This is a genomic window from Nocardia sp. NPDC050408, assembly GCF_044458905.1.
In the GTDB taxonomy this organism is placed as follows: Bacteria; Actinomycetota; Actinomycetes; order Mycobacteriales; family Mycobacteriaceae; genus Nocardia.
This window is the reverse complement of sequence record NZ_JBITIL010000004.1, coordinates 263,502-275,470: the sequence shown is the minus strand read 5'-3', so window position 1 is coordinate 275,470 and position 11,969 is coordinate 263,502. Positions and strand designations below refer to the sequence as shown.

The 11,969-nt window shown below is 65.2% G+C and carries 10 protein-coding genes; 6 read left to right on the top strand and 4 right to left on the bottom strand.

Translation table 11 applies throughout. The annotated features are described in order from the left end of the window. Positions 1–106: 106 nt before the first annotated feature. On the bottom strand, positions 107–1,063 hold the full coding sequence (locus ACIBJI_RS14535) for a polysaccharide deacetylase family protein (protein ID WP_397084472.1): 957 nt from the start codon (positions 1,061–1,063) through the stop codon (positions 107–109). 163 nt (positions 1,064–1,226) lie between these two features. Between ACIBJI_RS14535 and ACIBJI_RS14530 the strand changes: the two genes are divergently transcribed. After that, the gene (locus ACIBJI_RS14530; RefSeq protein ID WP_397084470.1) at positions 1,227–2,825 is read left to right on the top strand and encodes a putative glycoside hydrolase; all 1,599 of its coding nucleotides are present in this window, start codon (positions 1,227–1,229) and stop codon (positions 2,823–2,825) included. A 1-nt stretch (position 2,826) separates the two neighbouring features. Here ACIBJI_RS14530 and ACIBJI_RS14525 read toward each other — a convergent pair whose 3' ends face one another. Continuing rightward, positions 2,827–4,311 carry an alpha/beta fold hydrolase gene (locus ACIBJI_RS14525; RefSeq protein ID WP_364350016.1) on the bottom strand — a complete coding sequence of 495 codons (1,485 nt, stop codon included), beginning with the start codon at positions 4,309–4,311 and terminating at the stop codon, positions 2,827–2,829. Between the two features lie 169 nt (positions 4,312–4,480). Between ACIBJI_RS14525 and ACIBJI_RS14520 the strand changes: the two genes are divergently transcribed. After that, complete coding sequence (locus tag ACIBJI_RS14520; protein ID WP_397084468.1) at positions 4,481–4,774, top strand: hypothetical protein; 294 nt, start codon at positions 4,481–4,483, stop codon at positions 4,772–4,774. Between the two features lie 48 nt (positions 4,775–4,822). Beyond that, positions 4,823–6,286, top strand: a complete 1,464-nt coding sequence (locus ACIBJI_RS14515; protein WP_397084466.1) for an AIM24 family protein — start codon at positions 4,823–4,825, stop codon at positions 6,284–6,286. Between the two features lie 48 nt (positions 6,287–6,334). Here ACIBJI_RS14515 and ACIBJI_RS14510 read toward each other — a convergent pair whose 3' ends face one another. Beyond that, positions 6,335–8,359 carry a M3 family metallopeptidase gene (locus ACIBJI_RS14510; RefSeq protein WP_397084464.1) on the bottom strand — a complete coding sequence of 675 codons (2,025 nt, stop codon included), beginning with the start codon at positions 8,357–8,359 and terminating at the stop codon, positions 6,335–6,337. A gap of 91 nt (positions 8,360–8,450) precedes the next feature. Here ACIBJI_RS14510 and ACIBJI_RS14505 point away from each other — a divergent pair, with 91 nt between their 5' ends. The 3 genes from ACIBJI_RS14505 (at position 8,451) to msrA (ending at position 11,182) form a co-directional block, all read left to right on the top strand. Further along, positions 8,451–10,016 carry a bifunctional phosphatase PAP2/diacylglycerol kinase family protein gene (locus ACIBJI_RS14505; protein WP_396955281.1) on the top strand — a complete coding sequence of 522 codons (1,566 nt, stop codon included), beginning with the start codon at positions 8,451–8,453 and terminating at the stop codon, positions 10,014–10,016. Between the two features lie 130 nt (positions 10,017–10,146). After that, the gene (gene msrB / locus ACIBJI_RS14500) at positions 10,147–10,602 is read left to right on the top strand and encodes a peptide-methionine (R)-S-oxide reductase MsrB (RefSeq protein ID WP_364350001.1); all 456 of its coding nucleotides are present in this window, start codon (positions 10,147–10,149) and stop codon (positions 10,600–10,602) included. Positions 10,603–10,669: 67 nt separating this feature from the next. Then, positions 10,670–11,182 (top strand): peptide-methionine (S)-S-oxide reductase MsrA, encoded by a 513-nt coding sequence (msrA, locus tag ACIBJI_RS14495; RefSeq protein WP_364349998.1) that lies wholly within the window; start codon positions 10,670–10,672, stop codon positions 11,180–11,182. A 292-nt stretch (positions 11,183–11,474) separates the two neighbouring features. On the opposite strand, the gene ACIBJI_RS14490 is transcribed toward msrA, so the two are convergent. Continuing rightward, complete coding sequence (locus tag ACIBJI_RS14490; protein WP_364349995.1) at positions 11,475–11,900, bottom strand: hypothetical protein; 426 nt, start codon at positions 11,898–11,900, stop codon at positions 11,475–11,477. Between the last annotated feature and the right edge of the window lie 69 nt (positions 11,901–11,969).

Genomic DNA, 11,969 nt, shown 5'->3' with positions numbered 1-11,969 from the left:
GGCCTGGTCGGATCATCCCGACATCCAACACCTCAGCGGCCGTGAGTTGACCACTGTCTCCCGGGTCAGGCGCCGCAAACTCTTGGCATACTTGGATCTATGCTTGTCAATAGGGGTTGAACTGGCCACGCCAGCGCGGATTCAGTTCGTCGGCAAGCAGTTTGGGGGCCGAGATCTTGTTCGGATTGCCGTCGGAGGTGTAGCGCTGGTCGGGATGTTGATCGAGGCGGTCGAGCCAGTAGGCGGAGGCGAAGTCGACCTCACTCTTCCCCGACCGGATGCGCGGCACACCAGCGGGATCGAGCTGTCCGAATGGGGAGGGTGCGGGCTCGGCGCCGACCAGCAACACGGCCTCGAACGCGTAGTTCGTACCGTCCCAGCTTCCTGCGGTGGCGAGTACACGATCGGCCGGAAAGATGCCGAGCGGTAAGGCCATCGTGCGCACACGATTACCAGGCGCCGCGGTCACGATCGCGCGCAGGTTCTCGACCAGCTCACGCTGTACGCCGATGCTATCCAGGCGACCGAGGTTGGCGTGGCTCGCGGTGTGCGCGCCGATTTCGTATCCGTGCGCGGCCAGCCAGGGCAGTGCGTGCCCGTCACCGGCGAACGGCTCGTTATTGACATAGAACGTCGCGGTGGGCCGGAAGTCCGGATTGCGCGCTCCGAACTCCTCGAGTATCCCGATCGCGGTATCCGGGACCACCTCAGCGTCCTCGGTGAACCGAAGTTGGGTGATGGTGGAGTCGTCGAAGGTAAGCACCACCGGGTGGGTGCCTGCGGGGATGTCGATATGGCCGCAGATGTAATCGCCAGCGGTCACCGGTCGATAGTTCTCGCGGTACAACCGCTCGAGTTCGGCGCGGAACTTCTCCGGAGTCTGGTCGTATTCGCCCACCGGACTCGGTGTTACCTGGTGGTACATCAGAATGGGGACGAGTCCGAGTTCGTTGGCTCGCACTGCAATCGGGTCAGGCGTCCATGTGGCCACCGGAACCTTTTCGATGGCCGCCGGGACCGGATCCGCCGCCGCACCGCACGCGGTGCCCGTCGCGAATATCAAGGCCGACAGGACAACCCGAGTTCCGATAGCCGAGCACCGCACCACCGATCGAACGGTACGCGGCGCCAAGGAATCTCGGTTGCGAATCGGTATAACCACGCCCGGCAGCGCTGTCCGAGGTAGATAGTTAGGCAATAGCGACAAATGAAAGTTGGTGTGCGCGTTGAACAAATCGGTCCGGATCACCGGGCGGTGGCGGCTGGCGGCAATGGCGGTTATCGCAGCTTTATCAATCCTCATCGCATCCGTGATCATCGGCGCCAATCGGTCCGAACCCGCGGGGTTGGCGCTGGCCGGATTACCGGATGGAGTCGTCGGGGCAAGCACGCTGACCGGTCTGGCATTGCGCGTCGACGCCGAAGGCCACAACCCGAACGATATGCGGCTCGAACTCGACGGCAAGACGGTGACCGGCACGGTCGAGGGCGATTCGGTGGTGTACCGGCCCGGTCAGCTCGCCGATGGCAAGCACAAGTTCACCGCCGAGATCCCACGCGGGGGAATCGTCGGCCGATTCAGCGCCGGTCCGGGCGTTACCGCGACCTTTACCGTCGATACCGAGGCGCCGAAACTCGAGGTGACCCAGCCGGGCGGGCCCGGATCGTATCGTCAGCCGATCACGTTGCGCGGCAAGGAATCCGGTGCGGTACACGTCTCCGTCGGCACACAGTCGGTCACCCCCGCCGCGGACGGCACCTTCGAGATCACGCTGCCGCGCACACCGGTCGGCGAGGAGGTGACCGCAGTCGACGCGGCGGGAAATAGGGCGACGCAGGCGATTACGACCTCGGTCGATATGCCCCGGGTCAAGGCCGTGCACATCACGGCGTACGGGTGGGCATACGAGGGCTTACGCGATCCCATTCTGGATATGGCCCGCGAGGGACGCATCGATACCGTTCAGCTCGATATCAAGGATGAGGACGGGGTCATCGGCTACGACTCGCAAGTGCCGCTGGCACGGCAGGCGGGCGCGGCCGCCGATATCTACGATGTGCGCGCCGCACTGCGACAACTGCACGATATGAATCTGCGGGTGGTCGGGCGGATCGTGGCCTTCCGCGATCCGACTATGGCCGGATGGGCCTGGCGCGAAGGACATCCGGACTGGGTCATCCAGAATCCCTCCGGTCAGCCGTACGCCAGCAAGTACGGTGCGATCGCATTCACCAATTTCGCCAATCCCGAAATCCGCAAGTACAACATCGATCTCGCCACCGAGGCGGCCGAACTCGGCTTCGACGGAATCATGTACGACTATGTCCGACGGCCCGATGGTGCACTGTCGCAGATGCAGTTTCCGGGGCTGACCGTTACGCCGAGTGATTCCATCGCCGAGTTCCTACACGAGAGCCGGGATCCGGTGCGCGACAAAGGCGCGAATCTCAGTGCCGCGGTGTTCGGCATCGCTGCGACGCGGCCGGATGAGATCGCGCAAGACATACGACAGATCGCCCGGTACGTCGACTATGTCGCTCCGATGCTGTACCCGTCGCACTGGAATGCGGGTGAGTACGGTGTCACCAACCCCAATGCCCAGCCGTACGACATCATTTTCCGGTCGCTGGCCGACTTCTTCGAACAGACCAAAGGCACCGGCGCGAAAGTCATTCCGTGGCTGCAGGATTTCAGCCTTGGAGTGAACTACGGGGATGCCGAGGTCAAAGCGCAGATCGATGCCGCGGCCGCGGCGGGGACGAACAGTTTCTTCCTGTGGAATGCGGCGTCGCGGTATCACTCATGGGCAGTGGTTCCCGGTTGACCTACTGGTCCGCGTGGCAGGTGACGTCGGCGGCGGGCAGGGTGCCATCGGCGTAGTAGGTATTGATCGCGTTGTTGACGCAGGCGCTCAGATCCGGCCGGAAGGTCATGTGGATGCGGATGTCCTGCAGTGTGACCAAACGGGATGCGGACAGGTGCTGATGTAGTCGGATGCCGTGGGTGTACGGGGTTCGGGCATCACCGGTCGCCTGCAGGATGAGCACCGGAACCGAATTCCGGACGGTGGTGGCGGGTTCGACGGGTCTGGGCCAGAATGCGCACGGCTGGATGTTGTTGGCCAGCGGACCGAATATGGGCTGGGTGGCACGGCTGGCTTCGATATTGCCCGCATACCATGCCGAATCCGTCGGTGCCGCGGCATCGCCGCAGGCGATCTGGGCGAGGACGGAGTTCTCCTCGGATCGCAAGGCCTGCAAGACGATTTGCAAGCGTGGCGCTCGCGCGGCCACGGGAGGGCCGCCCGCCGCATCGGCGATCTCTCGTAGCGTTTCGGCCAGCACTTGGTTGCGCCGGAAGTCGGTCACCAGGTTGTGTAGGAGAAAGGGAAGCCAGTGATCGTTGATCGGGAAGTCTTCGATCACGATCGGTTGCCGTGCCACTGCGACGATCAGCTCTGTCAACCATGCCCGCACGTCGGTCGGGGACGAACCGAAGTGATACTTATCATCCTGTCCCGCAGCCCAATTCGACCATTCATCGATCGCCTGCTCGTCCGAGGCACCCCAATCCTGAACGAGGCCGGTCCAATATCGATCCGGATCGATCGCGCTGTCGAACACCATCCTGTCGCTGCGGTCCGGGAACATCTGGGTGAATACCGCACCGAGATATGTGCCGTAGGAGACGCCGTAATAGCTGAGCTTCGGTTCGCCCAGCGCCACTCGAATGACATCCATATCGCGAGCGGTATTGCGGGTGGTGAGCTGGCGCACCTTCACCGGATCATCGGCCAGACAGCCCGCTGCCATATCCGCCGCCAGTGCGGTTTCACGCGCGAAGCCTTGCGCATCCACACCCGCCGAATGGATCATTTCGCCGACCGGCCATCCGCAGCGCGGCGTGCGCCCGGAGTCGCCGACACCACGCGGATCCATACCGATCAAATCGAAACGGGCCCGCACCTGCGGGGTGAGCACGTCGCCGAGCAGATCCACGGTGTCCAGTCCCGATGCACCCGGCCCACCCGGATTGGCCAGCAGAACACCATGACGCTGATCCGGACCGCTGGCCCGAACTCGCGATATCGCGATCTTCAGCGTGCGATCGGAGGGTCGCAAATAATCGAGCGGCACCAGCACATCCGCGCATTCGGCCCCGGCCTTGTCCAGATCCTCGAGACCGCAAGCGTGCCAGTGCAGTCTCTGGTGATAGAACCGGTATTCCGGATCGACCTGTGCCCCCGGCACGGTGATCAGCGCCGCACCGACCACAACCAGCACCGACCACCGCAAAAGCCTCGCCGACAACCCACTCGCCTCTCACCGCCAATCCCGCAACTTCGTACCACACCCCGCCGCAGGGCAGCCTTGCCACATTTGGTGGTGCCGCCGATACTCCAAGAGGGCCGCGCCACCGCCGGTTCCGCATCGAGGGGAGGAATCAATGCTTCGAAGCCAATTGAATTCACTACGCACAGTGGATGATTCGCTTATCTACGGGCAACCGTACGAAACATCCGACGGCACCACGATCATCACCGTCGCCAGGACCGGCGGCCTGCTGCACAGCGCGCGTCCGGTTGGTGCGTTCGTGGTCCATGAAGGCGCGGTCAGCTGGACACCCGCCGTCGATGCGACGCGGATCGCGCTGATGGGTGAAATGATCGGTCTGCTGGCCGCGGTCATCGCCACGCTCGCGGTGCTGCGCAGGCCGCCGTGGCCGGATCTATCGCGGGTGGTGGCAATCGGACGGGACTCGCGACACACTTGATCCCGTGAATCGCATGCCACTCGGACATATCGACCGGGGCGGTCCGCCGTGACCGCACTCGCACGCGGGGAGAATCGCCCCGCGCCCGGCGACCGGATGATCGTGACCGTCACCTGCGCAGCGCCGGTCGATGTATCGGCGCTGCTGCTCGGCGCCGACGGCAGGGTCCGCTCCGATGCCGACTTCGTCTTCTTCAATCAACCGGCCGGACCCGGTGTCACCTATCGGCACGGCCGCGGTGCCGGCGATATGGTCGATGTGCAGACCTCCGCGCTGCCCGCCGACGTCGACAAGGTCGTGGTCACGGCCAGCCTCGACGGCAGTGGGCCGCCGACCTTCGCGGGCGCGAGTTCGCTGACCGCGACGATCGGATCCGATGCCGCAACGCTGACCTTCCCGATGACCGGGCTCAGCACCGAGACGGCCGTTGTGTGCGTGGAGATCTACCGGCGCGGCGGTGCGTGGAAGGTGCGCGCGGTCGGGCAGGGTTATGACAACGGTCTGGCCGGAATCGCGACGGCATTCGGTGTGAATATCGACGACGAACCCGAAACAGCATCGCCAGCCGCTCCGGCCCAGCCGCAGGCCACGGTGCCGCCCGCTCCGGTACCGCCGCAATACCCAGCCCAGCCGCAGTACCAGGCTCCGGTGCCCCCGGCGGCGCCGCAATATCCAGCCCAACCGCACTATCAGGCTCCGGTTCCGCCGGCCTATCCCCCGTCCGGCGCCGTGCCGCCGCCACCACCGATTGCACCCCAGCAAGGAGCGCTGCCGATGCAGAGCGAACTATTCAATCCGAGCCACGCCGAGGTCAACGGCATCGGCATCCAGAAGCAGGGCGGCAAGATGATCAAGGTCGCCGTCAACGGCGAGACCATGGCGCGGGCCGGCTCGATGGTCGCCTACCAGGGCGACCTGCAGTTCAAGGCGCTCGGTTCGGGCGGAATAGGCCGTGCGATCCAGCAGCGGCTGACCGGCGAGGGGGTGCCCCTGATGCAGGTGTCCGGTCGCGGCGACCTGTTCCTCGCCGATTCCGCCGCCGATGTGCACACCGTCGACCTCGACGGCACCGATGGCCTCACCATCAACGGCTCGAATGTGCTCGCCTTCGATACATCGCTGTCCTACAACATCCAAAGGGTCCAGGGCGCAGCCGGTTTCGCCAGTAACGCGGGTTTCTTCAACTGCGTGTTCAGCGGGCGCGGTCGCATCGCCATCACCACGCACGGCTCGCCCGTCGTCCTCAATGTCGACCAACCGACCTACGCCGATCCGCAGGCCGCGGTGGCCTGGTCGTCGAGCCTGTCCACCGGCATCAAACGGAACGACTCCTTCGGCCTCGGCCGACTCATCGGCCGCAGCACCGGAGAGGGCCTGACGCTGTCGTTCACCGGGCGCGGCTTCGTCATCGTGCAGCCCTCGGAACTGCCACCGGGCGGTTTCATCGGCGGCACCGGTGGCGGTCAGGAGGCCGGACAAAGCGGCGGCGTGCTCGGCGGCTTGTTCGGGTAGCGATCCCGCGCTGGAACCGGCTGCACCACAGCCGGTTCCAGCGCGGGATCAGTTCATCAGACCCCGTCGGACCAGCAGCGGTTCGATTTCGGGGGCGCGGCCGCGGAAGGATTCGAAGGCCGCGAGCGGGTCCACCGAGCCACCGCGGGAGAGCAGTTCGCGACGGAAGGTCTCGCCCTTCTCGCGGATGGACCCGTCGCCCTCGTCGAACCATTCGACGGTGTCCGCGTCCAGCACCTCGCTCCAGATGTAGGAGTAGTAGCCCGCCGCGTAACCGCCGGAGAAGATGTGGGCGAAGTAGCCGGTTCGGTAGCGCGGCGGAATCGCGTCGATGGCCAGACCGGCCTTGCGCAAAGCTTCCTCTTCGAACGCCTCGGCATCGGTGTCGGCCAGCGCCTCGGGTGCGGGTACGCGGTGCCACGCCCAGTCCAGCAGTGTCGCGCCGAGGTATTCGACGGTCTTGAAGCCGGTGCCGAAACGCGCGGCCTCGGCCATCCGCTCGACCAGTTCGGTGGGCATCGGCTCACCGGTCTCGATATGCCTGGCGTAGTTGGCGAGTACGTGCGGTCGCGACATCCACATCTCGTTCACCTGGGATGGGAATTCGACGAAATCCCGCGGTACTTTGGTGCCTGAGAAGAACGGATACGTCACATCCGAGAACAGCCCGTGCAGCGCGTGCCCGAACTCGTGGAAGAGGGTGCGCACGTTGTCCCAGGTGAGCAGGGCAGGTTCGCCCGCGGGCGGCTTCACGATATTGAGGTTGTTGACCACCACCGGCCGCTTCCCCAAAAGCCGTGACTGGCTGACCAATGCGTTCATCCACGCCCCGCCGCGCTTCGACGGTCGCGCGAAGAAGTCACCGAGGAACAGTCCGAGCGCACTGCCGTCGGCGTCGAATACCTCGAAGATTCGCACCTCCGGGTGGTATCCGACCAGATCCTTGCGCTCCTGGAAGGTGATCCCGTACACCTGCTCTGCGGCGAAGAACACCCCGTCGCGCAACACCCGCTCGAGCTCGAAATAGGGACGCAACGCCTCCGCGTCCACCGAAAACCGTTCGGCCCGAACCTTTTCCGACCAGAACTGCCAATCCCAGGAGCGCAGCTCCTGCCCACCCATGGCTTGCGCCAACTCGGCCGCCTCCCGCTGCGCATTGGCCACCGCTGGTGCAACCAATCGCTCTAGCATCTCCTCCACTGCCGCAGGGGTTTTGGCGGTCTGATCCTCGACTGTATACGCCGCATGATCCGAATAGCCGAGCAGCGCGGCCCGTTCCGCTCGCAATGCGGCGATCCGCACGGCGAGCGCACCGTTGTCACCCAACCCGCGGCCCAGTGAAGCCGCCATCACGCGCTGCCGCAGATCCCGGTCGGCAAGTTCCGCCAGCACGGGTTGATTCGAAACATTCTGCAGCCGAAGCGCCCACGCGCCCTCGCGCCCCATCGCCCGAGCGTTCTCCGCGGCCGCGGCCACGGCGGCCGGCCCCAGCCCCGCCAATTCCGCTGCCGACTCGACGACCACCGTCGCACCATTGGTCTGCGCCAAAATGTTCTGACCGAATTCCGTAGCCGCCGCAGCGAGTTCCGCATTCAACTCACGCAACCGCGCTTGCCCCGCCGTATCCAATCGAGCCCCCGCCCGCACGAACCGAATGTGATATTGCTCCAACAGCCGCGCTTCCTCGGGATCCAAGCCCAATTCCGCCCCGCGCCCATAGAGCGCCTCGACCCGTGCAAAGAGTTGGGTATCCAAATAGATCGCGTCCCGATGCGCTGCCAGCTTCGGCGATACCTCGGCCTCGATCGCATCGGTGGTCTCGCTGGAATCGGACCCCGTGATATTGAAGAACACATTCGAGACCCGGATCAGCACGGCCCCCGAACGCTCCAAGGCCGCAATGGTATTCGCGAAACTCGGCTCCTCCCCGCTCGAGCTGATGGCGGCAACCTCTGCCAATTGCTCCGCCATCCCTCGCTCGAACGCAGGCAAATAGTGCTCCGTACCGATCTCGGCGAACGGAGGAAGCTCATACGGCAGCGCACTTGGCTCGAAGAACGGGTTGCTCGTCATAGGTCAACCCTATTGACCTATGACCTGCTTCGCATTGCCCTGGGCCACGAGCCGCACCAGGTTGTCCGCAGCGATCGGTAAGGTCGAGCGGGTGAGTAGCTGGGTACGCCGAAAGTTCTACAGGGTCGGACGATTCGATCGGGCGGTCGGCAGCGCGGTCGCCGAGTTGCCGGCCTCGATGGTCGACAGCGGCCTGCTTCGGCTCACCAAGAGTGCCAATTTCAGTGCGCTGTGGCTGGCCAGCGCCGCGCTGCTCGCCACCCGCCAAGGCACACCGCGGCGGGCCGCGCTGCGCGGAGTCGTGTCGGTGGGGGGCGCGAGCCTGGCCGTCAACCTCGGCCTCAAGACGCTCATTGCGCGACGCCGACCGGCCGCCGAACTATTGCCCGCATACCGGCGGCTGACGCCCGCCCCGAAGTCCTCCTCCTTCCCCTCCGGGCACAGCGCCTGCGCGGCGGCATTCGCCACCGCGGTCGCGCTCGAAAGTCCGCGCACCGCACTCGTTGTCGCCCCGCTGGCAGCCACCGTCGCGTACTCGCGGGTGCACACCGGCGTGCACTGGAGCTCGGATGTGCTCGTCGGAGCGGCCGTGGGTTCCGGTATCGCATTGGCCACCCGACGCTGGTGGCCCGTGCGTGAATCGGACGAGGCACAAGCCAGGCTGGTCCGTGAGGCGCCCGCACTAGAGGCGGGCGAGGGGCTTTTGGTGTTGGTGAATCCGGTTTCCGGCGATCCGAACTACGATCCCACCGCCGATATCATCGCGGCCCTGCCCGCCGCCACCGTTCTGCGCACCGAACCCGACCTGGATGCCGCCGAACAACTCGAACGGGCGCTCGCCGAACGCGCCGGGCGGGTGCTGGCGTTGGGCATCGCCGGTGGCGACGGCACCGTGGCGGCCGCGGCCGCGGTGGCGCTGCGGCACGAGTTGCCACTAGCCGTCATCCCCACCGGCACGCTCAACCATTTCGCCCGTGATCTCGGCGTCTACGACCTGATCGAAGTGATCGATGCCACCGGTGCGGGTGAGGCGGTCGCGGTCGATATCGCGCGCGTCGAGTACGGTGACGAAACCGGTTCGCACACCAGGCATTTGATCAATACCGCCAGCATCGGCGCCTATCCTGACCTGGTGCGGCTGCGCGAGAAGTGGCAGGCGCGCTGGGGCAAATGGCCCGCCTTCGCTGCCGCGCTGTTGGTCACCCTGCACCGGTCCGAACCGATCGAGATCTATCTCGACGATCGCTGGCAGCGAGTGTGGTTCCTGTTCATCGGCAACGGCCCCTACCACCCGCACGGCGCCGTACCCGCCTTCCGCGACCGGCTCGACGCCGGACTACTGGATGTCCGCTGGCTGCGCGCCGATCTGCGCTGGTCGCGCACCCGCGCGTTGGTGGCGCTGCTGCTGGCCGCGATCGGCCACAGCAAGGTCTACGGCGAGCGCCGCCTACCCGAACTCTATGTGCAATTGCCCAGGCCGGAGGCCCTGGCCACCGATGGCGAGGTGATCGGCAAGGCCACCCACCTACATTTTGCGATGGCGGGCCAGCTCGCTGCCTACCGCCGCGACGAATCGAACCCGCGCTGGGCCGACCGGTTCCGCCCGCACCACCGCCGGGCGCCTTGGCTCCGCGATGCCTTCCGCACGAACCGGTGAATTTTCGACTTCGCACCCACGTTGCACGAGTTCTGGCCACGCAATAATGACGGAAGTGTGACGCGCTGGTCGGCGGGGACTTTCCGGATCGGACCGCGGGTTGTACGTGGGGCCGATATGAGGAGGTCAGGTGGCAAAGGAATACAACCGGAACCCCGCCGCGGTGGACGCGCTGTCGCCCGAGCAGTACCACGTCACCCAGGAGAACGGGACCGAGCGGGCGTTCACGGGCGAATACTGGGACAATCACGAGCCAGGTATCTATGTGGACGTGGTGTCCGGTGAACCGTTGTTCGCCTCGGTCGACAAGTTCGACAGCGGTTCGGGATGGCCGAGTTTCACCAAGCCGATCGAGGGCGAGAACGTGCTCGAAAAGCGGGATTTCAGTCATCTGATGATCCGCACCGAGGTGCGTTCGGCGCACGGTGACAGCCATCTGGGGCATGTGTTCACCGACGGACCGCGCGCGGCGGGAGGCCTGCGGTATTGCATCAACTCGGCGGCCCTGCGGTTCATCCGCCTCGATGACCTCGAGGCGGAAGGTTACGGTCGGTACAAGAGTTTGTTCACTAAGGAGGACGCATGAGCGAGCGAACAATCAGCACAGCCGACCTGTCGGTCGTGACGGAGCCGAGCACCAGCGAGGCGGAGTCATGAGCGACACGCGAAAGGCGATTCTGGCCGGCGGCTGCTTCTGGGGCATGCAGGATTTGATCCGTAAGCAGCCGGGAGTGATTTCGACGCGAGTCGGCTACTCCGGCGGGCAGAACGACCACCCCACCTATCGCAATCACCCGGGCCATGCCGAGGCCGTCGAGATCATCTACGACCCGGCGCAGACCGACTACCGGGCGCTGCTGGAGTTCTTCTTCCAGATCCACGACCCGACGACGAAGGACCGCCAAGGCAACGACATCGGTGCCAGCTACCGTTCGGCGATCTTCTATCTCGATGACGAGCAGAAGAGCGTCGCGCTCGAGACCATCGTCGATGTCGAGGATTCGGGCCTGTGGCCCGGCAAGGTGGTCACCGAGGTGACCCCGGCCGGCGAGTTCTGGGAGGCCGAGCCCGAGCACCAGGACTACCTGCTGCGCTATCCGGACGGCTACACCTGCCACTTCCCGCGACCGGGCTGGAAGCTGCCGAGGCGGCAGACCACCACGTAGTAGTTGGCCTTGTGCCGCAAAATTGGTTGCGGCACAAGTATTCGACGCGCCGAGCACCACTTGACACCAGAGGTGCCTGGCGGACGCGATTCATCGCGGGCGCGCTGGCGAAGGTGGTGCTCGATGATGACAACGAGGATCGGGTGCGGCGAGCGGCGGGCGCGCTCACCGTGGTGTCCATGCAGAACACGCCCGAGAGTTCCGCTGGGGCAAAGGTAGTCGCTGGCGGCGAAGCTGATGGCCTAGCGTGTGTCGAACCCCGCGACGATTTCCTGCGATCGGGGTCGCGTGACTAGAAGAATTGCGCGGCGGCGAATCCTGTTAGCAGGACACAGAATCCGCCGATTTCGCCGAGGATCAGTGCGACCAGTACCCAGCGCATGGCCGGCGGCGGATTGTGCATCTGGTTGTCGGTGTCGCGGCGGATACCGTGGTTGATGTAGTTGGCGATGGTGATGACGAACATCAGGATCAGCACAGTGGCCGCGGTCGCGTTGACGGCGGCGGGCCAGTCGGATAGTTCCACGAAGATCGCGATCATCGCGGTCGCGAACGAATAGAGCAGGGCCGAGCGGTGCGCGATATCGACGTACGGGTGCGCCCGGCCATCGGGTGCGCCGACCATCGCCAACCATTTCCACACTCCGAGGCCGAGCGCCGTCACGAAGAGCAGGCCGGCGGCGAGCAGTACCAGTGCAGTCAGCGGGCCGATGGTCATGCCCGGACACCTTTCACCGACGTTGTCATGTCAAGCGTCGAGTATGTCTGGACGGGCGACCATCTGCCA

Bases quoted from the DNA above. Each gene is read 5' to 3' on its own strand.
- ACIBJI_RS14510 (WP_397084464.1), bottom strand. From the start codon at position 8,359: ATGACGAGCAACCCGTTCTTCGAGCCAAGTGCGCTGCCGTATGAGCTT.
- msrA (WP_364349998.1), top strand. From the start codon at position 10,670: ATGAGCGACACGCGAAAGGCGATTCTGGCCGGCGGCTGCTTCTGGGGC.
- ACIBJI_RS14490 (WP_364349995.1), bottom strand. From the start codon at position 11,900: ATGACCATCGGCCCGCTGACTGCACTGGTACTGCTCGCCGCCGGCCTG.